General features: G+C 68.5%; 25 protein-coding genes. 14 read left to right on the top strand and 11 right to left on the bottom strand.

Annotation, left to right across the window (positions count from 1 at the left end; translation table 11 throughout):
• Positions 1 to 7 precede the first annotated feature (7 nt).
• From PQI07_RS30750 to PQI07_RS30730, 5 genes are all read right to left on the bottom strand, one after another.
• On the bottom strand, positions 8 to 2476 hold the full coding sequence (locus PQI07_RS30750; protein WP_274928689.1) for an ATP-binding protein: 2469 nt from the start codon (positions 2474 to 2476) through the stop codon (positions 8 to 10).
• Positions 2477 to 2488: 12 nt separating this feature from the next.
• Positions 2489 to 2758 (bottom strand): hypothetical protein, encoded by a 270-nt coding sequence (locus PQI07_RS30745; protein WP_274928688.1) that lies wholly within the window; start codon positions 2756 to 2758, stop codon positions 2489 to 2491.
• 128 nt (positions 2759 to 2886) lie between these two features.
• Positions 2887 to 3156 (bottom strand): hypothetical protein, encoded by a 270-nt coding sequence (locus PQI07_RS30740; protein WP_274928687.1) that lies wholly within the window; start codon positions 3154 to 3156, stop codon positions 2887 to 2889.
• Positions 3157 to 3213: 57 nt separating this feature from the next.
• Positions 3214 to 4011, bottom strand: coding sequence for a hypothetical protein (locus tag PQI07_RS30735; RefSeq protein ID WP_274928686.1), 798 nt, complete (start codon positions 4009 to 4011; stop codon positions 3214 to 3216).
• Positions 4012 to 4198: 187 nt separating this feature from the next.
• Positions 4199 to 4705, bottom strand: a complete 507-nt coding sequence (locus tag PQI07_RS30730) for a YcbK family protein (RefSeq protein ID WP_274928685.1) — start codon at positions 4703 to 4705, stop codon at positions 4199 to 4201.
• A gap of 218 nt (positions 4706 to 4923) precedes the next feature.
• Between PQI07_RS30730 and PQI07_RS30725 the strand changes: the two genes are divergently transcribed.
• Positions 4924 to 5544: a hypothetical protein gene (locus PQI07_RS30725; protein ID WP_274928684.1), complete on the top strand. Its 621-nt coding sequence runs from the start codon at positions 4924 to 4926 to the stop codon at positions 5542 to 5544.
• Positions 5545 to 5553: 9 nt separating this feature from the next.
• On the opposite strand, the gene PQI07_RS30720 is transcribed toward PQI07_RS30725, so the two are convergent.
• Positions 5554 to 5904: a hypothetical protein gene (locus PQI07_RS30720; protein ID WP_274928683.1), complete on the bottom strand. Its 351-nt coding sequence runs from the start codon at positions 5902 to 5904 to the stop codon at positions 5554 to 5556.
• 117 nt (positions 5905 to 6021) lie between these two features.
• On the opposite strand from PQI07_RS30720, the gene PQI07_RS30715 reads away from it, so the two are divergent.
• The 3 genes from PQI07_RS30715 (at position 6022) to PQI07_RS30705 (ending at position 9375) form a co-directional block, all read left to right on the top strand.
• Entirely contained in the window at positions 6022 to 7041 is a 1020-nt protein-coding gene (locus tag PQI07_RS30715) for an alpha/beta hydrolase family protein (protein WP_274928682.1), read from the top strand.
• 159 nt (positions 7042 to 7200) lie between these two features.
• Positions 7201 to 8019, top strand: coding sequence for an outer membrane protein (locus tag PQI07_RS30710; RefSeq protein WP_274928681.1), 819 nt, complete (start codon positions 7201 to 7203; stop codon positions 8017 to 8019).
• A 114-nt stretch (positions 8020 to 8133) separates the two neighbouring features.
• The gene (locus tag PQI07_RS30705) at positions 8134 to 9375 is read left to right on the top strand and encodes a methyltransferase (protein ID WP_274928680.1); all 1242 of its coding nucleotides are present in this window, start codon (positions 8134 to 8136) and stop codon (positions 9373 to 9375) included.
• 39 nt (positions 9376 to 9414) lie between these two features.
• On the opposite strand, the gene PQI07_RS30700 is transcribed toward PQI07_RS30705, so the two are convergent.
• From PQI07_RS30700 to PQI07_RS30680, 5 genes are all read right to left on the bottom strand, one after another.
• Positions 9415 to 10083: a DedA family protein gene (locus PQI07_RS30700; protein ID WP_274928679.1), complete on the bottom strand. Its 669-nt coding sequence runs from the start codon at positions 10081 to 10083 to the stop codon at positions 9415 to 9417.
• A gap of 127 nt (positions 10084 to 10210) precedes the next feature.
• A complete protein-coding gene (locus PQI07_RS30695) occupies positions 10211 to 11125 on the bottom strand; it encodes a hypothetical protein (RefSeq protein WP_274928678.1) in 915 nt (304 codons plus the stop codon).
• 38 nt (positions 11126 to 11163) lie between these two features.
• Positions 11164 to 12081 carry a hypothetical protein gene (locus tag PQI07_RS30690; RefSeq protein WP_274928677.1) on the bottom strand — a complete coding sequence of 306 codons (918 nt, stop codon included), beginning with the start codon at positions 12079 to 12081 and terminating at the stop codon, positions 11164 to 11166.
• A 23-nt stretch (positions 12082 to 12104) separates the two neighbouring features.
• Complete coding sequence (locus tag PQI07_RS30685) at positions 12105 to 12368, bottom strand: hypothetical protein (protein WP_274928676.1); 264 nt, start codon at positions 12366 to 12368, stop codon at positions 12105 to 12107.
• 38 nt (positions 12369 to 12406) lie between these two features.
• Positions 12407 to 13870, bottom strand: a complete 1464-nt coding sequence (locus tag PQI07_RS30680) for a hypothetical protein (RefSeq protein WP_274928675.1) — start codon at positions 13868 to 13870, stop codon at positions 12407 to 12409.
• 149 nt (positions 13871 to 14019) lie between these two features.
• Between PQI07_RS30680 and PQI07_RS30675 the strand changes: the two genes are divergently transcribed.
• The 10 genes from PQI07_RS30675 (at position 14020) to PQI07_RS30630 (ending at position 22465) form a co-directional block, all read left to right on the top strand.
• Positions 14020 to 14550 carry a hypothetical protein gene (locus PQI07_RS30675; RefSeq protein ID WP_274928674.1) on the top strand — a complete coding sequence of 177 codons (531 nt, stop codon included), beginning with the start codon at positions 14020 to 14022 and terminating at the stop codon, positions 14548 to 14550.
• Positions 14492 to 16192 (top strand): secretin GspD/PilQ domain-containing protein, encoded by a 1701-nt coding sequence (locus tag PQI07_RS30670; protein WP_274928673.1) that lies wholly within the window; start codon positions 14492 to 14494, stop codon positions 16190 to 16192. The genes PQI07_RS30675 and PQI07_RS30670 overlap by 59 nt, the downstream gene beginning before the upstream one ends.
• Positions 16189 to 16998: a hypothetical protein gene (locus PQI07_RS30665; RefSeq protein ID WP_274928672.1), complete on the top strand. Its 810-nt coding sequence runs from the start codon at positions 16189 to 16191 to the stop codon at positions 16996 to 16998. The genes PQI07_RS30670 and PQI07_RS30665 overlap by 4 nt, the downstream gene beginning before the upstream one ends.
• Positions 16995 to 17390: a hypothetical protein gene (locus PQI07_RS30660; protein WP_274928671.1), complete on the top strand. Its 396-nt coding sequence runs from the start codon at positions 16995 to 16997 to the stop codon at positions 17388 to 17390. The genes PQI07_RS30665 and PQI07_RS30660 overlap by 4 nt, the downstream gene beginning before the upstream one ends.
• A 4-nt stretch (positions 17391 to 17394) precedes the next feature.
• The gene (locus tag PQI07_RS30655; RefSeq protein WP_274928670.1) at positions 17395 to 17625 is read left to right on the top strand and encodes a hypothetical protein; all 231 of its coding nucleotides are present in this window, start codon (positions 17395 to 17397) and stop codon (positions 17623 to 17625) included.
• 11 nt (positions 17626 to 17636) lie between these two features.
• Positions 17637 to 19340: a GspE/PulE family protein gene (locus PQI07_RS30650; protein ID WP_274928669.1), complete on the top strand. Its 1704-nt coding sequence runs from the start codon at positions 17637 to 17639 to the stop codon at positions 19338 to 19340.
• Positions 19337 to 19789, top strand: coding sequence for a hypothetical protein (locus tag PQI07_RS30645; RefSeq protein ID WP_274928668.1), 453 nt, complete (start codon positions 19337 to 19339; stop codon positions 19787 to 19789). The genes PQI07_RS30650 and PQI07_RS30645 overlap by 4 nt, the downstream gene beginning before the upstream one ends.
• A 3-nt stretch (positions 19790 to 19792) precedes the next feature.
• On the top strand, positions 19793 to 20968 hold the full coding sequence (locus PQI07_RS30640) for a type II secretion system F family protein (protein ID WP_274928667.1): 1176 nt from the start codon (positions 19793 to 19795) through the stop codon (positions 20966 to 20968).
• Positions 20969 to 21277: 309 nt separating this feature from the next.
• Positions 21278 to 21784: a hypothetical protein gene (locus PQI07_RS30635; RefSeq protein ID WP_274928666.1), complete on the top strand. Its 507-nt coding sequence runs from the start codon at positions 21278 to 21280 to the stop codon at positions 21782 to 21784.
• A 252-nt stretch (positions 21785 to 22036) separates the two neighbouring features.
• Positions 22037 to 22465 carry a type II secretion system protein gene (locus PQI07_RS30630; RefSeq protein ID WP_274928665.1) on the top strand — a complete coding sequence of 143 codons (429 nt, stop codon included), beginning with the start codon at positions 22037 to 22039 and terminating at the stop codon, positions 22463 to 22465.
• The last annotated feature ends 94 nt before the right edge of the window (positions 22466 to 22559 follow it).

Below are 22559 nucleotides of genomic sequence, written 5' to 3'. Positions count from 1 at the left end.
GACGCCTCTATATCCCCGGCCGCGGCGCGACCGGTTCGTCCGGCTGCGCGAAGACGTCCGCCGGCTCCCGGCCGACGAGGGCGGATTCCAGCATGTCGATACGGTCGCAGTCCAGTTCGCGCGTCCCGTCGGGAGCCATGATGGCGAGGACCTGGGCGGCCTCGCGCGGGAGCGCCTCCATCAGCACGTCCCCGGGACGCGGCCCGGGTTCGTCGTCGAGCGGCTGCACCCGGGTCCGGGCTCCGGCATAGACGGCATCGACGGCCGAGATCGCCGCGTCCATCGAGCGGTTGACCTCCCGGATCCAGCTCGGCGTCATCTTGCCTAGCATGAACGTCAGGGCGCCGGCGAAGCGCTCGTTGTGCGCGTCCGGTGCCACGACGTGCGCGACCTCGTGCATGGCGCGCGAGACCATGTCGGAGCGGTCGGCCGCCTGGGACGGGTTGAAGGCGAGGGAGAAGTCCTCGTCCTTCAGCGGATTGAGAAGGAAGTATCGCGTCTCGTCGGAATCGTCCGGACGCGTGAAGATCGCCAGAGCGTTCGACCACCCGTCCTCGCCGGTGTGCGGCTGGTGCTGCCACTTCGGATGGGCGAAGTAGAAGCCCGCCGCGTAGGGGAACGGCTTCTGGCGGGGCTGGGTCTCCATCAGGAGATCGACGCAGGCGTCGATCGCGACCTGCCACATCGCCAGGATCTTGCGCGGGCGCATGCCCTTGCCGCTCGCCGGATCCCAGCCGCGCGGGTCCGCCCGGCCGATCGCGGACAGGAGCTTCGTCCGCCGCTCCTTCGCGACCTTCTCGCCCAGCCGATCGGCATCGGGCCTCAGGTTCTCCTTCAGGATCGGAACGTCGTGCAGATCGCTCAGCTTGTCGGCATGACGACGGGATTCGTCGAAGTCGGCCTTGGCGCGCCGCTCGCGCAGCTCGTTGCAGAGGAAGGCCAGCATCTCGCCGCCAGCGGCCTCGAGCGCAGCGCTCTCGCCGTTCCTTTGCAGCGTGGTGACGAAGTTCCGGGCCTGGAGCGGATCCTCCCATCGACCGAGGAAGGTGTCGTCCAGAACGGTCGACCTCCTCAGAGCGTCGAAGAAGGCCGCGAAGTCCGCATGGGGAACACCCCCGATCCCGCCCTTCAGGAATTCATCGAAATCGTACTTGTTGTAGCGGACGTAGGTCCGCTTCTGCACCTGCGGGGCCGGAGCGGCGGCACCGCCCGCGCCGGACTCCGTCGCTCCCGGAGAGGACAGGGCCGAGGCGGCGAAATCGACGGAGAAGTCCATCTCCGCGCGACGCGCCACGCGACGCCCCTTCCCTCCCGACAGCACCGTGAACTGCTTCTCGTCGCGCTTCTCGAGCGCGGCCCGGGCATCCGTGCTCATCAGCTTCTGGAAATGGTCGACGGCGCGCTGGTACGGCTCCTTCAGCGAATCCCGGTTCGAAGTCATGACCTCGCGGGCCAACGCCGGCACCAGCTCGATCACGAGGTTCTTCGGCGAGTCCCACAGCGTCCGTTTGAACATCGATGCGCCGGAGACGCGGACGATCAGGTCGTTGCCGGCATCCTCCGAGACCAGGATCTTGCCGAAGGCGACGTCCTTGCGGCCGTCGGGCCTGTCGAGGATCTTGATGCGGGGATTGTCCTTCCAGGCGTCGAGCACCTCCTGCGGGTCCAGGGTGGCGAAGATGTCCTTGCGGGCCTCCCGCTTCTTCGCCGGCCGGACGCGCTCGACGCCGTCGATGAAGACGCGGCAGCGCAGGTCGCTCTGGGAAAGGTACTGCTCGAGCTGCCGCTGCATGTGTTCGACGGTCGGCTTCGACCAGCTGTTCTTTCCGGTGGACGGATCGAGATCGACCTCGAAACGGCACCCCTTGAGGAACCGGTCGTCGCCACGCATCTCGATGGCGTCTCGTTGCCGGGCTTCCGCGGCGGCCTCGACGAAATCGCGCTCCTCCCCCGGGGGCATGCCGGCCGCCCGTTCGCGGGTGCGGGCTGCCCAGTCTTCCATGACGCGATGCGCCTGCTTCATCCGGAAGCCGCGGTAGTCGCTGCCGTCGCCCTCGACCAGAAGATCCCGGGTGCGCACCGAGTAGCGGACCTGGCTGAAGTTCTGCATGATCCGGGCGCGGCCGAAGCCGCCCACCGAGTCGTCGCCGGTCTTCGTCGTCTCGCCGAGGCGGAAGTACACCTTGTTGAGGACGTCCAGGCTCATCCCGCCGCCGTCGTCCTCGAACACGAGGCGCGTCACGTTCCGCGCATCCGGCGGTCGGCCATCGAAGCCCTTCGGCACGGCGGAGGCGATCGAGATGTCGATCCTCGTGGCGCCGGAGTCGATCGAATTCTGCACGTACTCGCGGAAAATACTGAGCGTCCAGTCGTCGTAGGCGCGGTCGCGCTCGCGTACGTGGAACGACTTCGGGATCTGGACGGTGCCGCTCAGGGCATCGACCGGGAGTTCGTCGAGATCACTGCTGTCCGACATGTCCGATCTCCGTCAGAAGGAAGCCGCGAGGCGGAGGCAGGCGAAGTTCTGGCTGGCGACGTGGCGGCCCAGAACGCGGAACAGGCGGACCTGCATCCCGTCGCGCAGATGTTCGCGCATCGAAGGAGCGAGGAGGCCCGGAACGCGGGATACGGTACCGTCGTCCAGGCGGATGGCCATGCGTCCGTCGGTGCGGACGAAGACGGTCTCGGCCCGGTCGAGCTCGATCTGGTCGTGGGCCAGGGAGAGGCCGGTCTCGGCATTGGAGAAGGCGTCGATCATACCCGAACCCTCCGTGCGCGGCGTGACGGCCGCTGCGGGACGGACGCCGACGATCCCGGCTCCGATCCTTCCGCAAGGGGAAGAGATAACGGATCGACGCAAGGCGCAAGGAAGGAGTGGTGCGCCGGTCAGCGCGGACCGGGCGCGCGGCTCTCCGGCTCCTCTCCGAGGCGTTCGCGTACGCGATCCAGAACGCCTTCGGGGTCGTCGATCAGATCGTCGGCGCCTGCGGGCAGGACGGTCGAGATCACGGCGTCGGCGGATGCGAGCAGGGCTCTGATCCGTCCGATGATCTCGTTGGCTTCCTGCTGCTGCGCGGCACCCTCCAGATCGGGCACCATGCGCTCCAGGTCGTCCACGTCGGATGCGAGACGGCGGATGGGTTCGAGGCGGATCATCGTCGTCTATCGATCTGTTCGAAGTGTCGGTCGCGAGAGGAGTTCGCGGGCATTCGTTCAGGGACGCGGGCCCGCACGCTCCTGCTCAGCGGCGAACTTCGCCGAGAACACGGCATCCAGGTTCAGCGAGACCTCGACCAGAAGGTCGGCGACGTCGACGCCCTTGGGCACCGCCTTGAGGGTCCGGCCGCTCCAGGCCCGGTCCTGCGTGCCCTCCGGCCAGGGCGGCGCGACCGCATCCGGTATGTCGAGGACGTGGTATCCGGGTATGTACGCGCGTTCGATCATGAGTCTCCCCAGGTCGGGGACGACCGCGTTCAGCCGGACGACGGGGTTCTCGACGTGGTCCTGCCACCGTACCTCCGCCCCGTAGTCGTCGAGGCCGAGCGCGAAGGAGGCGATGCTCTCGCGGAATGCGACCATCTCCGGAGACGGCATGAGCTCGACCACCTCGGGGTGATACTCCTGCAGCTGCCGCCCGGCGGCGTTTCGGACCGAAGCATACTCGAGCGGCCGCGCCTCGCTGCGCGGGATCTCCCGGACCAGGCCGGTCTTCGCCATGGCGCGGAGCGTGTCGGAGTCGGGGAGCGTGCCGTAGCTCTTCTCGAGCGGAGGCTTGGGCGGCGAGAGCCGGGCCGGCGCGGCCGACGGCGTGCCGCCCGGGCCGACGCGATCGGCGACGAACAGTCCGCCCACCAGGGCATGCATCTCGTCGCCAGGCTGCGCGTTCAGCGCGTGGTAGACGTTCGAGATGATGCGCGACGACCCGATCCAGGTGTTCGATGGGCTCTGACCGAATTGCCGGTAGAACCGGAAGGGTCGTTCGACCCGGAAGAACGCGTTCATGAAGGACATGCCGGCACCTCGTTCGGCCGGACGGTATAGGGAGCCCTCGAAAAGGGCGAGGTCCGGAACGGGTGTCGTCGTCAGGGCGCCCTACAATCGCGGGTGCCGCGACAGGACACCCGGGCTTGCCATCGTCTGCCGCCGATCTTAGCATCGGCACGTTTTGGCGTGCCTATATACGACCGCTTGAGCGTATTCAGTAGCTCAGACCCCAGTGTCGGTCCGGGTTTCCGGTGTCCATGTGTATGAAGTTGTTGTACAGCGCTACCGCGCCGATATGGAATCCCTTGGCGACCCGGGCGATTTCCGGCAGCGTCGCGTTGGGATTGGGGATCAGATAGTCGACCGCGCGCGCCTTGGTGTGGAACGACTCGCGGGCCGCTCCGTAGCCCTGCCGACGCAGCATCTCGTTCGTGATCGTCGTGCGGAAGCCCGAGTTCACCTTCACGAAGCCGTCGCCGACGAAGGCGCGTTGCAGGACGTACAGGGCCGCGTAGAGCCGGCGATCGTTCTGGACCACGAGGTTCTGCCGGAAGTCCCGAAGCATGTAGTCCGCCTGCACGAGGCCGGTGGGGTTCCAGTTGGATCCGACGAAGAGGTCGATCGACAGCTTGTCGCCGGTGTTCGTGCTGTGGAGCCGCAAAGGAATGGATTTGACGTCGGCCTTGGCGTCCTCTGTCAGGAGGGCGACGAGTGCCGGCATCGACAGCGCCGCTGCAGCGAATGCCCCGACCGGTAGGCCCGTCAACGAACCGGCGGGTGCCAGCGCGCACGAGGCGAGACCCCGCATGAAGGAGCGACGGGAGAGGTTCGTTGACATGGTGCCGAGATGCCATTCCTTCGAACGATGGAATGGAGCTATCATGATTTCTTAACCGGTGCCAAGCCGGCACATGCCGGTCGATCACCTGGAGAACGTTCGTGACCGGATTGCCCGACGTGCTGGAAAGCGTCCGCGCCCTTGCCACCGGCCGGCGCCAGCGGCATCCTACCCTGCTGTCAGCGCTGTGCTGGCGCGAGGTCGGGGCCGGACCGGCCATGCGTTGGCGGGACGGACGTCTCGTCGATCTCGGCGCCAGCGCCGACGAGCCGGCCGCCGACGAGGCGACGCTGGCTCTGCCGCGACGGATCGACGACGTGGGGCTCGGAGCCCGCAGGTTCATGGAGCGCGTGGAGGAGCTCGTTCCCGATAGGCGTGGCGTGCTGGCGCTCATAGGAGGCGCCGATCTCGTGGTGCCTACGGACCCGCCCGTCCTGCGGATTCCCTTCGAGGCCGAGGCCGCGGAGATCGGCGCCTGCGCGATCGCCGCGCGCTGCTTGTTCCTGTGCGGACCGTGGCTCGTGGAGAGCGCCGGGCCACCGGGAGAGGTCCGCAAGCGCGTCGCGGCCTCGCTGTACCTCGCCGGCGTGGTGGCCGAGCGGGCCGGGGTGGTCGACGACGCCTTGGATGCTGCCGAGCACGTGGCCTCGACCGTGTTCGACGACCCCGGGATCAGGGCCTGGGGCCGAGGGCGCGTCGTCGAGTTCGCCGGACGAGTCTGATCCCCGCCGTCAGGCCTCGACGATCCTGCAGCGGCCCGACGCCAGGAGCATGCGGACCTGCCGGCGGAATCCGGCGAGCACGCCCCGCGGATCCTCGGGCGACGAGGTCTCGCCCGTATCGTCGACGCCTCTGAGGTCCACCTCGTCCGAAAGGACGCGCGCCTCGAAATGGATGAGCGGCTCCTCCGCCCCCCGCTCGACGACGCCTCCCGAGATCAGGCCGGCCGCCGCGTCCCAGGCCATGGTCGCCCGGGCACCCCCGCCGTCGGGATTGTCGACGATCCAGTCGACGCTGCGCCCCGGGCCGAACGTCGTCGGCGCCTGGGACCTCTCGAGGAATTCGCTGAGGGCGATCGTCACGTCGGGATCTCCAATCGATCGGATCCTGCCCCGTTCCGAAGCGCCGTCAAGACCGTCGTTGACGGCGGAACGAAGCAATGCGCTACTGATCCTCCGAATTCATGCCGGTTCCTTGCAATGTCGTTGACGCGCCGCGGCTTCGCCGCCGCCTGCATGGCAGCTCCGTTCTCGGTCGCGCGGGCGGACGACTTCCTCAGACCTCCGCCGTCCAGCACCGACCCGCGTTATGCGATGTACTCGCTCCAGGGTTCCTACGCCCCGACGGAGGCGCCGGTGGGCATGGCGCTTCCGGCGAGCGGAACCCGGGTCCTGATCTTCCACCCGCTGGGCGCTCCCTCCGGTCGGCTGGTCGTCTTCTCGCACGGGCTGCTCTCCGAGCCGCAGGTGTACCGGTCGCTCCTCAGCCACCTCGCCTCGCACGGCTTCATCGTGGCCTGTCCGATCCACGACGACAGCCTGATGGAGCGCGGGCTGCGTCTCCGCAGCGCCGCAGTGGACGGCGGCGCCGCCTGGAACCTGGGCGGCATCTCGGGCGACGCCGACGCGTGGGCTGCGCGCGCGAGAGCCTGCGCATCGGTGCTCGACGAGGCGGCCGTCGTATCGAACGCGGTCAACATGGTGGCGCTGACGGAACGCCCCCTGCTCGTCGGGCACGGGCTCGGCGCGTTCACGGCCATGCTCCTGATGGGCGCGTCCGCCCGATCCGGCGACGGACGAACCCTCTCGCTGGCCGATCAGCGATTCTACGGCGCCGCGCTGCTGTCGCCCTACGGCGAAGGCGCGTTCGGTCTCGACGCGAACTCATGGTCCGGGATGACCCGACCGATCCTGGCGGTGACGGGCAAGGGCGATTTCGACGCGAGCGGCCAGGACGGCGACCGCCGGGCGGATGTCTTCAACAAGACGCCGCCGGGATACAAGCACCTTGCGATGCTCCGCGACGCCTCGCCCAGCATGTTCTCGGGGCAGAGGGCGAGGACCGAACCGAAGGAGCTGATGCGTTTCGACGACGTGAAGGCCGTCACCACGGCGTTCCTGAAGGCCTACGGCTATCACGACCGACAGGCCTTCGCAGACATCGTCGGCGACTGGTTTCTTCAGGCCTCCATGCGCCGGCTCGACTTCCTGTACCGGTGAGCGGCCATGCGTGGCAGTTCGGCCACGCGATCATGGACGTTGGGGTGTCCTCCAAGAAAATATGGACCTCCATACCTTCGCGCCTTGCCAACTCGAAGGAATGATGCCCATGAAAGAGCAGTGCCGTTCCTTCAAGAGCACTGACTGGAGTTCGAACCGATGAAGGCGTTCCTTCTGACGATGACTGCCGCCGCCGCCTTCGCGGCCGCGCTTCCCGCACATGCCGCCGATCTCGGCGTTCCGGTTCCGGAGGTGCCCATGGAGGCGCCGACGCTGGCCGCCCCCGCTCCGACCATCGAGCGCGTCGCCCCGCGCGTCAGCGGCCTGATCGACTGGTCCGGCGCCTACGTCGGCTTCCAGGTCGGCGGCGCCTTCGACGGCCGCCTCGACGTCGGTTCCGACCCTGTGAGCCGTAGCCTTCTGCGCAACGGCCGCGACTACAGCGGCTTCATCGGCGGCGGCCACGTCGGGTTCGACTATCAGGTCGGCTCGGTCGTGGTCGGCGGCATCGGCGACATCAACTACGTGAACCTGCGCGGCAAGTCGGCCGGCCCGTTCTCCTATTCCGCCGACGGCAGCGTCAACAACTACTTCGCCTCCGGTTCGGCCGGGCTCGACGTCGAAGGCACGGTCCGTGCGCGCCTCGGTTTCGCCGGCCTCGATCTGCCGATCCTTCCCTACGTGACCGGCGGTCTGGCGATCGCCCAGGGCTCCGCGAACTTCCGTCTCGCGGGCACGACCACGGACGCCGTCGGCGTCACGACGGCCTCGAACATCACCCTGAAGGACACGCGCACGAACCTCGGCTACGCCGTTGGCGGTGGCTTCGACTACGCCTTCACGGACAACATCCGCGGCCGCGTCGAATACCTGTATCACGACCTTTCGCAGGCCCGATACTTCAAGGACATCCAGGGTGGTGTCGATGCCGGCGGCAGCTATTCGACCGTTACGGGTGGTGTCAGCTATCGCTGGTGAGCCTATAGATACCTAACAAGATCATATTCATACATAGAACGCCGGTCTGATTTGGGCAATCCGCCCCTCAGATCGGCGTTTTTCATTGCAAGCGATCTATCGGTAGGCGGTGACGTGCTCGATCGAGCGACCTGCGGGCGATCGCCTGTCCCACACGACGATCCCTATGCGGCCGCTTCGACGTCGGGGCAGCCGCGGGATCCGCTGTCCCGCTTCTACTCGAACACGATCGTTGGGAGCGTCGTGGTCCGCCGCGTCTCCATAGGCGCGCCCGGCACGGTGCTGGATCTTGGATCGGGATCGGGCGTCCTCGCTGCAGCCGCCTCGAAGATGTGGCCCACGGCGCGCGTGACCACGGTGGACGTGGATCCGGCCGCCCGATTTGCGAGCCTTGTCCTGGGTCTGGACCATCTGACCGCCGACGCGACCGATTTCGATCTCCCGGGACGGTTCGGCGGGAACGGCGTCGACGTCGTCCTATCCAACCCTCCGTTCGGAGGGCTGCCGCCTGCCGCCGCCTTCGCCGGCATCCTGGCAGCGGCCGGGCTCGACGCGATCGACGGGTTCGCGCCCAGCCTGGAGCTGCTGTTCGCGGCGCAGGCATTGAGGCTTGCCCGGCCAGGCGGGGCCGTCGTGCTGATCCTGTCCGACGGCCTCGCCACCGGACGACGGAACATCGCGGCACGACGGGCGCTGCTGGGCGCGCACGGGATCGCCTCGGTCACGCAGATGCCGGCGGGTTCCTTCCGACGCACGGAGGCGGCCGGCTTCGTGCTCTCGCTGATCAAGGGCGCCCCGCCTTCCGATCGGATCGAGTTGCGCAGGGTCCGCGTCGACGGCCGCGAGGATCCGCCGGTCGTCGTGGATTCCACCGAGGCGGCGACGCGTCTGGATCACGGATTCCACGCTGCGATCCGGTCCGGCAGCGAAGGACGTTGCCTGCGCGATCTGGGTGCCTCGATCGTCCGCGGCAGTGTGGAGCTCGGATCCGCCGAGCTGCCGCGCGAAGCCATCTTCCACACGACGGACTTCCCGTCCGGCGATGTCCGGAGCGCTTTGTGGCTGCCCTGCGGAGCGGTCCGTCCCGAGCGGCGGGTCGTCGTCGCGGAGCGCGGCGACATCCTGGTGGCGCGCCTCGGGAGGCGACTCGAGGACAAGGTCTGCCACGTCGCCGGCGGTTGGACCGTCCCCACGTCGGCCGTCCTGAGGGTCAGGCTGCCCGGGGAAGTCGGAAGCGCCATCGCGAAGGTCCTCATGACGCGTGCCGGTACCGCCCGCCTCGCCGCAACCGCCCGGGGGACCGGCGCCCGAATGCTCGGGCGCGAGGACCTCCTGACGATGCCGCTCCCGATCTGAAGGTCCCGGACGGCCGAACGGCGGGGCGGACCGGAGGTCTCAGCGGCTTCCGCCGGCAGGCGCGTCGGACAGCATCCTGTCGGCCTCGGCCTGCAGCTCGGCTCCTCGACGCTTGAGCAGGACGGCGCCGACGACAAGAGCGGCGGCCGCAACCGCGAGGAGCGCGAGCGACGCCGGCCAGGACCATGCGCGCACGCGTTGACCGAGGAGATAGGCTCCGCCTCCGACCGCGCCGGCCCAGACGACGGCCCCGGCGATGTTGCAGGCCAGGAAGCGGGGCCAGGGCATGCGCGTGGTGCCCGCCAGCAGGCTCACGGCCGTTCGCAGGACCGAGACGAAGCGGGCGACGATCACGACGCGCCCGCCGTAGCGCTGGAAGAGGTATCGGCCGAGACGCTGGCGGTCCGGGCCGAGGCCGATGCGCGGCCCGAACCGCGCCAGGATCCTCCTGCCGGCGCCCCGGCCGATCGCGTAGCCGAAATTGTCCCCGATCACGGCACCGGCTATCGCTGCGAGAACGACCGTGGTGATGGCGGGGGCGTGCGGGTCGCTGCCTGCCGCGAGCGCGGCGACGGCGACCAGAATGCTCTCGCTCGGCACGGGCACGCCCGTGCTCTCCACCATGACCGACAGGAAGACCGCCCAGGCGCCGTAGGATACGGCGAGATGCACAAGCGACGCTTCCGAGAGGATGTGGAACGAGCCCATGCCAGCTCGTGCTGGCACGCTTGGACGAAAGCAAGTGCTCCCAGGGCGCAAGCGCCCGTCCGGATGGGGGCCGCTCGGAATCGTGACAGCCGTCCCCGAGGCCGTCCCCTCGCCTTCCGGGCGCGCCTCAGCGCTGGGAGAGCTTCCCCGCCTGGTCCCATACGTAGCTTGCGGCGGCCTGCATGGATCCGAAGGTCTTCAAGGGCGTCCACGGCTGCGGCGGCGCACCCAGGCGCGTCTGGTACATCCAGATCCACAGGTTCGCGTCCGTCATGCGGCCGGATCTCGGGCCGCCCGACTGGCCGGCCGGAATGCAGACGTCGTCGGGGGCGATCTGCCGGTCGCGAGCGATCAGATCGACGTCGAGACGGCTGGAGGTGTCGGCTACCAGCACGCATCCCGTCCGGGCCTGGACGACGCCGGCCGCCTCGGCCTTCCAGGTGTCGAGCAGGATCCGCTCGCCGAGATTGACCGCCCATCGGTTCGCGTCGGCGTTGCGGTAGTAGGCGAACACGCGCGCCGGGCTCTTGTTGCCGGGGGCCGCGAACGACGGATCGCCGAAGATGAGCGTCGTGCCGAGCGATGCGAAGGCGTCGGCCCGCTTGTCCTCGCCTGCGCCGCCGTCCACGTCCAGGCAGTGCGCCGCGTTCTCCAGCATCAGCCAGACCCGGGCCGCGGCGGACGACGGCAGATCCTCCCAGGAATAGGTGTTGCCGCCGCTGACGCCCGTGGCGGTCAGCATGGGCGACACGTCCTCCGCCGGCGGGAGCACCGCGCAGACGCGCCGGCGCTCCCCGTTCGGCCCGGTGTATCGGATGACCCGCGCGAGCCCGAGCGGATTCGTGTTGTCGCGCATCATCGTCATGGGGAGGGAGCACAGGTTGTCCCCCGTCTTGCCGCACAGGATCTGTGCGCTGCGGTTCCAGAACGCCTCCGTGTCGTCGCCGGTCCGCTCGAGGACGGCGATCGGCACGTTCCCGATCGCCTCCAGACCGGAGACGAGATTCAGGGCGGCGATCATGTAGACGGTCGTGGCGGGCACGTCTGGACCTCGGCTCTCATGCCCGGGCGGGCGGCGCGCTACGGCTGCTCGGAGAAGATGTCCCGCGAGATCCGCTCCTTGACCGCGTCCGCCCAGACGAGCTCGACGCGGGACTTCGCCTCGGCGGCGATCGCCGAGGCCTCCTTGTTCATCGCCTCGATCTGGTCGGCGGGTAGGCGCTGGCGGGCGGCGGCATACCGATCGAGATCGCGCACGAGGCTCTGAGTCCGTCGGGATGCCATGGTCGAGGGGATGGCGTGCCCGTCCATGTAGGCGACCATGTCGGTGTTGCGCTGGCCGGCGTTGCGCCGTTCGGCGAGGGCGCCCTGCAGGCTGCCGTAGACCTCCAGGATCGACTGCAGCTTCCGCTGGGTCTCGTCCTCGCGTTGCTTCAGGCGCGCGGAGGCGATCCGGATCACGGCCGGCGCGCAGACCTTCACGTAGGCCATCACCGCGTCGAGATCCTCGTAGGGGGTGTTGAGGAAGTCCCGCCCGAAGATGGCCGCCGAGTTGTTCCTGTACTCGCGCGGGTCGTGGGACCAGTCCAGCAGCCGGTCGCAGGACGGCAGCGTCACCGCCTTCGGGTGCATGTCCTGCCGGCGCGCCTCGGCATCGCGGAGCGCCACGACCGTGCCCAGGACCGCCTCGCGGGCCGGATCGAGGTTGGCCCTCCAGGTGGAGGACCGGATCATGGAGTTCGTGCCGGCGTCGTGGACGCCGTCGCAGTAGTCGGCGGCGCGGTAGACCCGGTCGAAGTCGTCCTCGTTCCAGGCGAGCGGCGCTTTGCCGAGCACGGGTGCGGACATCTCAAGCAGGCCGTCCCGCAGGATCCTGGGCTCGTGCGCCACGAGGGCGTCGCACACGGGCCGTCCGGTCCGCGAGGGTCCGGCCGCGGCGGCCGTCGCGAAGACGGTCGACGCGAGGACGAACAGAAGGGATCGAAGCCCTTTGGACATGTGCCCGCTCCTCGGCCTGGCCGTCATTGGAATGCGATCGGTTCGCGGGACGGGTGCGGCGGCATGTCGGTCTTCGGCTGGACGCCGGACACGGCTATGACGCCTTCGTTGAAGTAGTCCTGGGCGAAATGTCCGATCCACACTCCGCCGGAGAGGGCTACGGCGAGCGCGATCAGAACGACGAGCGGCGAGATGCCCTTCCGGCGCGGGCGCGCCTTCTTGGGCTTCGGGCGCCATGCCTTGGCGGTGCTTTTCGGGCCGGATCTGCCGGCGGCCGGCTTGGCCATCGACTTCGCTCCTTTGGAAGGAATGATGCGATCCTGCCTCAAGGACGAGACCATGCCAAGCGCAGCCGTGGCGCATCCTCAAGCAAGGAGTGCTGAAGGGCCTGGGCGTCGCGTGCCGGGAAGCGCCGTCCGTCGTCGGCGGTGAACGCGATGCCGGCCACGTCCTCCGGGGCGAACCCCGCCGCGTTTCCTGCCAGGAAGACCGGATCGGTGTCGGCCATGTAGTCCTGGGCCGCGAGGTGCGAGAGGTCGAGGATCCAGCGGTCGACGCCGCGCGTGCGGTTCCACTCCTCCGCGGAGCGCGCGAGGTGGACGTCGAGCTCTTCGGGAGACATGCCGTTGATGTCCATCTGCCGCTCGCGGATGAAGGCCGCGGCCTCCTCGAAGCGGGCGTCGCGGCGTGCGCGCGTGGTCGCGTTCGACGCGTGGAAGCAGGCGTGGCAGGCGGGGCAGAGCGTCATGATCCGTTCCAGCCGCTGGATGCCGATGCCGACGGACGGATCGTCGTCCGGCATCGACCAGCTCCACACCTCGTGCGCGTCGACGGGACCCCTTCCGGATCCGCCGTCGGCCGCGCGGGTGTTCTGCTCCCCGCAGAGTACGCAGCGGTATCCGGACCGGGCGTAGTTCGTCGTGCGGACGTGGTCCCAGGTGGACTTGTCGAAGAGGGTCCAGAGGTTCTGGCCGGCCGCCTTGGCGGCGATGGGCGGGAAGGCGAACGGCTCGGGTCTTCTCGCCCTGTGCATCAGCGGCAGCATGCGCTGGAAGGGGCGGAGATCCTGCGTGCCGGTCACGAAGAGGTCGCTGCCCTTGCCGGCGGACATGTCGACCTTGGCGCCCGCGGCGATCGCCTCCCGTCTGCGGTTCCACGGGATCGGCAGCCAGATCCGCTCGGTCCCCGCCGTCCTGAGGGTCACGGCGGTCGAGGGTGGCGGGCGCACGGCCTCCGTCTCGATGCGGGCCGCGGCCGTCGCCCATCCCTGCACGAATTCGATCAGTCCCACCGCGGACTTGCGCACGTCCTCGACCCGCCTCGTTTCGCTCCGCCGGAGCAGCGACGCGATCCCCGACCCGAGGGGCTCGAAGGTCTGACGGACGAACAGCGGCGCCGGGCCGAGATGCGCGCAGGCCGCGTGGGCGCGCTCGGATCTCGCGAGAAGCCTTCCGAGTTCGCGGCGCACGAGGGTGGCTTCCTCCACGCGCCGCAGAAGACGCTCGGCCCGACCCCTGGCCGACCTCGCGGTCCGGTCAGCCTCCGCGAAGTCGAACTCGAGCGGCGACAGGACCGCGGCTCCGAGAAGCGGAAGCGGCCGGAGGAATTCGTACTGGGCGATCCTGCGGGCGGCGCTGCGTCTTCTCGCGTTCGAGCCGTTGAACTCGGCGACGGCCGCGCGGGCGCGTTCCTTCGCGTCCCGCTCGTCGACGCCGGCCTGCGTGCCGGCCGTCCGCAGCATCGCCGCGACGCGATCGAACGCGATGTCTATGTCGCTGGGTTTCGTCATCGGATCTCGCACTGCAACCCTGCACGAAGGAGTCGAAAGAGCAAAGCCGCCATTTCGTTGGTGGTCACCCTTCGGCAAGCTTGACCTCCCCTTCTTTTCTGGCCAAACATCCTGAAGCCGTTCCTTCGATGCCGGCCGAGGAGCCCTGGATGCCATTCCTTCGTCGCCTTCGTAGAGGAGCGGCGTCCGTCCTACTGGCCGGACTCGGCGTCCTCCCGGTGGCGGCGCAGGAGCGGAGCAATCCGTTCGTTCCGCCGCCGACGGACTACGAGAGGCAGCTCGAGGCGGAGGAGCGCACGCGGGGCATCGTGCGCCAGATGCTCCAGCAGTACGAGAATTCCATGCTCGACAAGATCGACGCACGCTTCGGCGACACGATGCTGAAGATGCTCGACGAGCAGATGAAGGCGATCAAGCCGGCGGAGGGGTCCGACGCCGGCAAGGGTTCAGTTTCGGTTCCTTCGGCCGCGGTTCCGTCCGCGCCGCTCGTCAAGGAGGCGTCCCTGCCCGGGAACGCCTCGACCAACCCGCCACCCGCCGAGAAGGCGGGCGGCAAGCTGCCAGCCGGGGTCAAGTTCGTGGCCTGCGTCAAGGGCAAGCCCCTCTACCGGGAGCAGACAAGTGGAACCGAGTTCTTTTCCGAGGCCCGCTCTGCGTCTGGCATCGATTATTGCCGTTAGCGGCCTCCTCTCGGCCTGCGCCCTCCCCCAGGTCCGCTCCCTCCCCGACGGGAAGTCGCTCCGCCTCGACGAGGCGCGTTCCCTCGCGGACGCCGAACCCATCGCCATCGAGCGCGTGAGGGTTCCGCGCGGCTCGTTCAAGCCGCAGCGCAACGCGACCCCGATCCCGGCGGCCCTTCGCGCGGTCCCCCTGGAGATCCGCTTCCCCCAGGACGCGACCTTGAGGGATCTGGTCTCCGCCACGACCGCCTCCGCGCCCAACGTCCAGATCGCCTTCCGCTTCACGAAGGACAAGAGCGAGGACATCCTCAAGCGCAAGATCCCGTTCGTCCGGTACGAAGGCACCCTCGGCAACTTCCTCGACTCGCTGCGGACCGCGATGGGGGTCGTCGTCTTCCACGAGAACGGCCTGATCTACATCTCGGACCGCGAGCAGTACTCGGTCGTCGTTCCGCAGAACGAGGACATGCTCGACAGTCTGACGAAGGAGCTGAAGGACCTCGGCGCCGACGACATCGTCGGCTCGGTCCGCAGCGGCCGCATCGTCTACTCCGCGTCGGCCGCGACCCAGCGGGACGTGATCGCTCCCTACCTCGACCGCTACTCGCGGAACATGGCCGTCGTGACCATCCAGGCCGCGCTGGTCTCGGTGTCGATCAACGACACCAGCAGCACGGGCTTCGATTGGAACCAGCTCAAGGTCGCGTTCGACGGACGGCAGTCCAAGCTGAATGCGCTGACCTCCGGAACCACGGCAGGAACGGCGGGCGCGCTGGCGACGGCCACCACGGCCGCGACGACCTCCACGGGGGTCGCCAATTCGACGACGGGTCTCGCGTCGGCCGTCGGCGGCGCCCTGGGCGCCACAGGTGTCGGCGCCACCTCGGCCGCCACGTCGACCGCCTCGGGCATCGGACTGACGACGGTCGATCCGGGGCGGGTCATGGACCTGACCAAGAGCGGTCTCGTCGTGAGCTCCACGTCGCTGGGCCGTCTGGGCGGCGCCTTCGGCGCGACGAGCATCACCGGCGCGATCGACTTCCTGTCGAACTTCGGCAACACGAAGGTCGACCAGAACGTCCAGATGAAGACGCTCTCCGGCACCGAGGTGAAGCTGAGGTCCGGGCAGCAGGTGCCCTACGTCCGGGGCGTCCAGCTGTCGGGCGCGGGCTACGGCAACGGGTACGGCGGCGGCTACGGTGCCGGGCTCGGCTCCAGCCTGACCGACAAGGTCGATACCGGCCTGACGATGGAGGTCACGCCCTACTACGATGCGGACGCCGAAGTCGTCACGATGGAGGTCGGCGTCAAGCTGAAGGAGATCCTCGCCTTCGTCGACCTCAACGCGGGCAATCAGATCGGCTCCTTCACGCAGCCTTTGACGCAGGACCAGGAACTCACGAACCTCGTGCGCATCCAGGCCGGCCGGACCGTCGTGATCGGCGGCCTCCAGAAGGATTCGGAATCGTACACCGGCGTCGAGCCGACGGCCCTGCGGAACGTGACCGCCACCCGGGCTGCCGGATCCGGCGTGTTCGGCAACCGCAGCCAGACCGTCAAGCGGGATGCGCTCTTCATCATCCTGCGGCCGGCGGTGACCGTGTTCGTCCCCGAGGACCGCGTGGCGGGGGTGCGCAAATGAAGCGCCTCCTCCGCTTTCGTCGCCCGAAGGTCGAGTTGATAGAGCCGCCCGCGGCCGTGGAGCCGCCGGCGTCCGCCCACGTCGCGTGGGACCCGATCCGGCAGGGGCGGGACGCGCAGGCGGCCGCGCGCGCCTACGCGCTCCGCAAGTTCGGCCCCAACGACCGCGCATGGTACGCGGTCCGCAAGTTCGCCGACGGCCATCTCTGGGAGGTGCACCAGGGCGGCGCGGGATTGTCGTACCTGCCGGGCATCGTCGAAGGCCTGTCGGGCGCCGACCAGGGCAAGGTCTGGATCCCCTCCGAAGGGCGGGCGCTTGAGATCGTCGTGCGCAACGGCCGGCCGATCTGCGCCCTGCTCACCGAGAGCCGCAGCGCCGCGGTGTTCGCGTCCGGGTCGCCCTCGGTTCCCGCCTCGGGGCGGATGCACCGGGTGCTCAAGTCCGGGATGCCGGCCGTCTATGCCGGGGCCGCGGCGCTGCTCGGCGCGGTCGTGGTGCTGGCCGTCTCGGGGATGTTCTGGCTGTACGCGGCCAAGGTCGTCTCGATCAATCCGCCCGTCCAGGCCGACCAGCTGCCGCACAGGCAGTGGAACCTCGTCCGCGAGGCCGGCGAGACCCGCTGGGTCCAGCGGCTCGAATACGCGAACGGACGCTGGACCGTCCTGTGGCGCGAGGCGCCGCGGCGGCAGGCTTCGACGCCGGCGGAGACGCCGGCCGCCGTCGTGCCCGCCTCGACCGCGGAGCCGGTCCGTCCGGGCGGGGCCGTGCCGTCCGGGCCCATCCCACAGCAGGGAGTGAAACCGTGAGGCGCTTCCGCATCGTCGTGGGATCGACGCTGGGTGTGCTCGCCCTGATCGCGACCGGCATGGCCTTCATGGTCGCCCGGAGCGCGGTCGAGGCGTCGGCGCTGGCCGACGAGCAGCGGGTCCAGACCGACCGTGCCTGCCGCACGGCGGCCCAGGCCCTCGGACAGGTCAAGGGCGAGGCCGGCGCCATCGACATCCGCGTCTCCAGCGTGTCCGACCCCCGGCAGGCGCTGGCCGACGCCAGCGCGCTGCTGATCCAGTGCCCCACCCGCGTGCTCGCCCCCGAACGGGGCTTCTGCCTCGGCCAGGGGTGCGCGAACGCCGACCGGAACGCCCCCGTCCCCGAGAAGGGGCCCGTCGTCATGACGATGCGGCTGATCCCCAGGAAGTAGCCCGATGAACCTCAGAACCATGGCCGTCCGCTACGCCTCCATCGACTGGAGCTCGCCCCGGCTCAAGCTGCTCGACTACGGCCTCTCGGCGGCGACAGTCGCGTACGGCCTCCATCAGCAGTCCTGGCTGATCGTCGGCGTCGGCATCGCCGGCGCCGCGGCCACCGCCTACGGCCTCAACGCCCGCATCGTCCGCGGCGTCCAGGGCGTGGTCCGGCGCCGGACCGGCCGCTGAGGCCCGACGCCATGGAGCTCGCGATCCACCCCGAGGACGCTCCTGTCCGGCTGCCGGCGGCCGCGGGTTTCACGCAGCCTTCGGCCCACTGGGTGCCGAGCGCTCCGGTGCTGGCCGCCTCGTACGCGCCGATCCCGGGGCGCCTGGGCGGATACCTGGTGGCCAAGGGCCTGATCACGCCGGAGATCCTCCGCGTCGCCCTCATGGAGCAGACGGTCACGAAGCAGCGCCTCGGACAGATCCTCGTCGCCAACGACATGGTCGGCCGCAAGGCGCTGATCGACGCCCTGATCGAGCTCGATCCCGCAAGCCTCGCGACCGAATTCGTCAACCGCTCGCCGGTGCCGCCGCAGCTCCTGGAGGAGCACGAGATCATCGTGATCGCCGAGACCGAGGACACGATCTACGTGTCAACCGGCGGCTCGGAGGCGTTGGCCCGCCTCGTCATTGAGGACTACTACCCGGGCATGGAGGTCGAGTTCGCCGACTACGTCGCGGCGAACCAGGACAAGTTCGTCGAGATCATCGCCCGCCACTCCGCGCTCCTCACCCAGCGGCGGGAGGAGGACATGCTCGACGGCCTTCTCTTCGACGCGATCACGGGCGCGGCCTCCGACATCCACATCGAACCGAAGCTGATGAGCTACTCGGTCCTGTTCCGCCGGCTCGGGCGTCGCGAGGTGGTCTACGAGGGCAATCCGAGCGAGTACGACAAGCTCGTCACCCTCATCAAGACGCGGGCCGCGCTCGACATCGCCGAAAGGCAGCGGCCGCAGAGCGGCAGCTTCAACATGCCGTATTCGGGCAAGTTCATCGACTTCCGCGTCGAGTGCCTTCCCATCAAGAGCGCGAACAGCCGCGAGAAGGTCGTGATCCGCGTCCTGGACACGGAACGGATCAATCCCGTTCTCGGCAGGCTCGGCATCACACGGCTCGACCAGTGGCGGCGGGCCTACGACCAGCCGAACGGCATCGTCATCGTCTCGGGCATGACCGGCTCGGGCAAGTCGACCACGCTCCACGCCACCGAGCGCGAGCTCGATCGCCTGGATCTGGCCGTCTACAGCGTCGAGGACCCCGTCGAATACCAGCTCCCCTTCATCTCCCAGGTGCAGGTCAACATCGACAAGGGGATGGACTTCAAGAACTCGATCCGGTCGTTCCTGCGCATGGATCCGGACGTCATCATCCTCGGCGAGGTGCGCGACGAGGAGACGGCGCGGATGGCGGTACGCGCGGCCGAAACCGGCCACATGGTGTTCATCACCCTCCACGCCACGGACGTCCGGGGCGTGTTCTCCCGGCTCGAGGATCTCGGGGTGAACCGGGCCAGCCTGAAGGGCCTGTGCCGCGGGATCATGGTCCAGTCGCTCGTCCGGACCCTGTGCACGAGGTGCGGCGGCTCCCGATGCGCCGCCTGCAGCGGCAGCGGCTATGCGGGCCGGACGATCGTATCCGAATGCGTCGCGTTCGCGGACGACCGCGAGGTCGAACGCGCCATCGAGGGCGACGTCTGGTGGCCCCGCCAGATCGACGACGCCATCGGCAAGGCCGTCTCGGGCGTGACGGACATGGCTGAGATCCGCAGCTACTTCGGCGCGCAGGTCGACATCTGGGAGGAGCGCAACGGGCCCGTTCCGCCGACAGGCGGGCAGATGCCCGTCCTCTCGGCTCCGGTCGTGCCCGTCGACGCGGGCGACGGGGCGGTCCGGTGAGGGACCTCGTCATCGCCGTCCTGGCGCTCTCGCTGGCGGCCGTCGTCGCCGTCGGCGGGGTCGGATACCTCGACGCCGGCGTGGCGGGCCGTATCGAGGCCGGCGCGGCCGGGGCCGCCGGCTTCCGGATCTACGGCGGGGCCCTGACGGCCTACCGGCTCTCGAACCGCGCCCTCCCCGCGGAGGACGGCTGGCGGGACGAACTCGCACCGTACATCATCGGCGGGGAGCCCAAGGCGCCGAGCGGCTGGAAGTGGTCCTACGGCCGCGACGCGGCGGGTCCGTGGTTCTGCTTCTCCGGCGCGAACGCCGAAGCCCGCCAGCACGTCCTGCGCAAGGCCGCCGACGCGTTCCCGGCCGGCTCGGTCACGATCTCGGGCGAATGCGCGGCCCCCGCAGTGGACGGGGCCGAACGCGCCGCCGCAACCTATCGTCCCATCGGGAGCTGAAGGATGGCCCACTATCGGGTGAAGGTGTCCACGTCGGAGGGCGTGCGGACGCTCGACGTCGATGCCGCCGATCCGCACGCGGCCGAGGCGCAGTGCCGGCGCAACGGCACCGTCATCGAAGTGAGGCGGGAGCGGGCTTCGATCCTCAAGCGGGGTATGAGCGCGGCGGACCGCTTCACGTTCATGATCCGGCTCTCCGGCATGCTGTCGAGCCGCATGCCGACGGACCGCGCCCTCGAGATGATGGCGAACTCCTTCGGAGGGAAGATCGGCACCGCGGCCAAGGACATGCTGGAGCGCATCCGCTCCGGGATGTCCCATGTGGAGGCCATGGAGTTCGACCGGCGGAACTTCCCGCCCGCGCTGATCGCGCTGGTACGCGCGGGCGGGGCGGGCAAGTCGACCGCGGAGGCCATGCGCGGCGCGGCCGAGTTCGAGATCCAGATGACGCGGATCAAGCGGACGTCGACCAAGGACGTCTGGACCGCGATGTTCTCGTTCGCCCTGGCGATGGGAGTGATGATCTCGACCACGCAGTTCTTCGCTCCCTGGGTCCTCGACAGCAGCCTCTTCAAGCAGAACAAGGACGTCGACGTCGCCTGGATCAAGACGGCGGCCTCCGTGAGCACCTGGGCGATCGGCATCGCGTTCGCGTGCTTCTTCATCCTGTTCGTGCTGGGGACGGTGGGCCGTTGGATCGCTCCCCTCTTCTGCGAGGAGGCGGTGATCCAGATACCCTACTACCGCGAGCTCGTGCTCGGGCAGGACCAGTACATCGCCTACTACCGCTTCGCGAAGCTCGTGGAGTTCGGGGTCCCGGTCGCGGAGGCGCTCAACATCCTGGTCGGATCCACGCGCAACGGCATCATACGCGAGGATCTGAAGGCCGCGCTGGAGGCGGTGAACGCCGGCAAGGAGTGGGCGCCCGCGATGACGCGCCTGCCTGCCACGGACCGGGCGGCCCTCTCGTTCGCGCTCGACAAGAAGGACGTGGCCCAGACGCTCGACGTCCTCGCGAGCACCACCAGGGACATATACACGAGCCGCGTCGAGAACTTCGGCCCAGCCCTCAACATCGTCGCCGCGGTCGCCATGGGGCTCTCGTCGATCATCATGTTCGGCCTGACCGTGATGCCGATGCTGCAGCTCTCGTCATCCCTGTCCCAGACGCTCCAGTAGCGACGCATCCCGCGACGTAGTCGAAGGCCCCGGATCAGCCGATCCGGGGCCTTTTTCGTTTCATTCCTTCAAAGCCCACGCTTCGATGCGTCTCCATTCCTTTCCTGTAGGGGGATAGCGCATACCGCACTACAGATAAAACTTTGATTTTGCGACGCTTTTTTCCTTAACGATCTATTGACGGCGAGCCCTCCTTGCAGAAATCTCACCCTTGTCGCAACCGAAACGGTTCCTTCGTGGGGCCCCGAGGCGGCGACGACCCCACGGGGTCCGTTCCCCACGAAGCATTGAAAACAAGCGAGATCACCGATGTTCAACCTGATCGTCTCCGTCATCGCCATCGCTCTGTCGGCCGCTCTCGCCGCCGCGTCGATCTACTACGGCGGCAGCGCCTTCACGAACTCGACCGCCAAGGCGAACGTCACGACCCTGGTGAACCAGGGCCAGCAGATCGCCGGCGCCGGCGCGCTCTACAAGGTCGACAACGCCGGCACCCCGCCGGCCTCGCTGGCCGACCTGACCCAGCCCGACGACCTCGCCACCGGCACCGTGAACTACCTGCAGGCCTCGCCGGTCGCCCCGACCTTCGCTCAGGGCGCCTGGGAGACCAACGGCTCGGTCGCCTACGTGCAGATCAAGGCGTCGGCCGTGACCAACCTCTGCGCCGAGGTCGAGAAGCAGAACGGCTCGCTCGTCCAGAACAGCAGCCAGCCCTGGTCGATCACGGACGCCAAGGGCCGCCTGGACTCCGCTTCGGCGCAGTTCTCCTGCCAGGGTTCGGACCCGGTCGCCTCGTACTTCGTGTTCAAAATGTAACAATCCTCCTACCCAATACTGTGGGTGGGAATGAAATTACATTAGAGCGGGGGCCAGAGCGATCTGGCCCCTTCTTTTTGTTGCGATCGCGCAATTTATACTTTCGCTCGCAGCCATCGAAACGCACAGGAACCGCGTAAAATCGGCATCTCTCGAAGGAACGGATTTGCAGGGCGATTGCGCTTGCACTAATCTGTTCAGGCGGACCCGGCAGCGACTCCGAGAAGGAGCGGCCTCGGAAGGAGTCGTCCCATGTTCAATTTGCTGGTTTCCGGCATCGCGCTTCTGCTCATGGGCGTCATGACGCTCGTGGGCATGTTCTATCTCGGGGACGCCTTCACCGACACGCGCGACAAGCAGCTCTACGCGCAGTCGATCAACACCGCCCAGCAGATCGAGGGCGCGCTCAAGATGTACCAGGCCGACAACGGCTACTACCCGTCCGGCACGAGCGACGCGATCCTGAAGGAACTCGTCGGCGGCAACTACCTCAGCTTCGTCCCGTCGGGCGACTGGGTCGTCGGCAAGGGCATGCTCATCCGGGCGCTCGAGGGGCCGGACCAGTGCGCCGGCGTGAACAAGGTCGCGGGCTACGACGTCTCCCTGGTGGGCGACAAGACGGGGTGCCCGGTCTGCACCGACGACAAGTTCAAGCAGTGGCCGGCCTGCAAGAATCTCTGATCCTCGCGGGGGCGTCCGGCCCCTCCCCATACTCGGACCGGATCCGCATGGGCCTCCTTCTCGGGGGCCCTTTTCGTTTCCGCCGTCCGTAGGC

The organism is Methylobacterium sp. 092160098-2 (assembly GCF_028920805.1).
Lineage (GTDB): Bacteria > Pseudomonadota > Alphaproteobacteria > Rhizobiales > Beijerinckiaceae > Methylobacterium > Methylobacterium fujisawaense.
The sequence above is the reverse complement of the archived record's forward strand: the minus strand, read 5'-3'. Positions and strand labels throughout refer to the sequence as shown.

What these genes read in the sequence shown, in the direction of transcription:
- PQI07_RS30745 (WP_274928688.1), bottom strand. Translation starts at nt 2,758, where the DNA reads ATGATCGACGCCTTCTCCAATGCCGAGACCGGCCTCTCCCTGGCCCAC.
- PQI07_RS30665 (WP_274928672.1), top strand. Translation starts at nt 16,189, where the DNA reads ATGAAGCGCCTCCTCCGCTTTCGTCGCCCGAAGGTCGAGTTGATAGAG.
- PQI07_RS30730 (WP_274928685.1), bottom strand. Translation starts at nt 4,705, where the DNA reads ATGCCGGCACTCGTCGCCCTCCTGACAGAGGACGCCAAGGCCGACGTC.
- PQI07_RS30715 (WP_274928682.1), top strand. Translation starts at nt 6,022, where the DNA reads ATGTCGTTGACGCGCCGCGGCTTCGCCGCCGCCTGCATGGCAGCTCCG.
- PQI07_RS30685 (WP_274928676.1), bottom strand. Translation starts at nt 12,368, where the DNA reads ATGGCCAAGCCGGCCGCCGGCAGATCCGGCCCGAAAAGCACCGCCAAG.
- PQI07_RS30655 (WP_274928670.1), top strand. Translation starts at nt 17,395, where the DNA reads ATGAACCTCAGAACCATGGCCGTCCGCTACGCCTCCATCGACTGGAGC.
- PQI07_RS30690 (WP_274928677.1), bottom strand. Translation starts at nt 12,081, where the DNA reads ATGTCCAAAGGGCTTCGATCCCTTCTGTTCGTCCTCGCGTCGACCGTC.
- PQI07_RS30740 (WP_274928687.1), bottom strand. Translation starts at nt 3,156, where the DNA reads ATGATCCGCCTCGAACCCATCCGCCGTCTCGCATCCGACGTGGACGAC.
- PQI07_RS30630 (WP_274928665.1), top strand. Translation starts at nt 22,037, where the DNA reads ATGTTCAATTTGCTGGTTTCCGGCATCGCGCTTCTGCTCATGGGCGTC.
- PQI07_RS30710 (WP_274928681.1), top strand. Translation starts at nt 7,201, where the DNA reads ATGAAGGCGTTCCTTCTGACGATGACTGCCGCCGCCGCCTTCGCGGCC.
- PQI07_RS30735 (WP_274928686.1), bottom strand. Translation starts at nt 4,011, where the DNA reads ATGTCCTTCATGAACGCGTTCTTCCGGGTCGAACGACCCTTCCGGTTC.
- PQI07_RS30635 (WP_274928666.1), top strand. Translation starts at nt 21,278, where the DNA reads ATGTTCAACCTGATCGTCTCCGTCATCGCCATCGCTCTGTCGGCCGCT.
- PQI07_RS30675 (WP_274928674.1), top strand. Translation starts at nt 14,020, where the DNA reads ATGCCATTCCTTCGTCGCCTTCGTAGAGGAGCGGCGTCCGTCCTACTG.
- PQI07_RS30700 (WP_274928679.1), bottom strand. Translation starts at nt 10,083, where the DNA reads ATGGGCTCGTTCCACATCCTCTCGGAAGCGTCGCTTGTGCATCTCGCC.
- PQI07_RS30680 (WP_274928675.1), bottom strand. Translation starts at nt 13,870, where the DNA reads ATGACGAAACCCAGCGACATAGACATCGCGTTCGATCGCGTCGCGGCG.
- PQI07_RS30640 (WP_274928667.1), top strand. Translation starts at nt 19,793, where the DNA reads ATGGCCCACTATCGGGTGAAGGTGTCCACGTCGGAGGGCGTGCGGACG.
- PQI07_RS30750 (WP_274928689.1), bottom strand. Translation starts at nt 2,476, where the DNA reads ATGTCGGACAGCAGTGATCTCGACGAACTCCCGGTCGATGCCCTGAGC.
- PQI07_RS30650 (WP_274928669.1), top strand. Translation starts at nt 17,637, where the DNA reads ATGGAGCTCGCGATCCACCCCGAGGACGCTCCTGTCCGGCTGCCGGCG.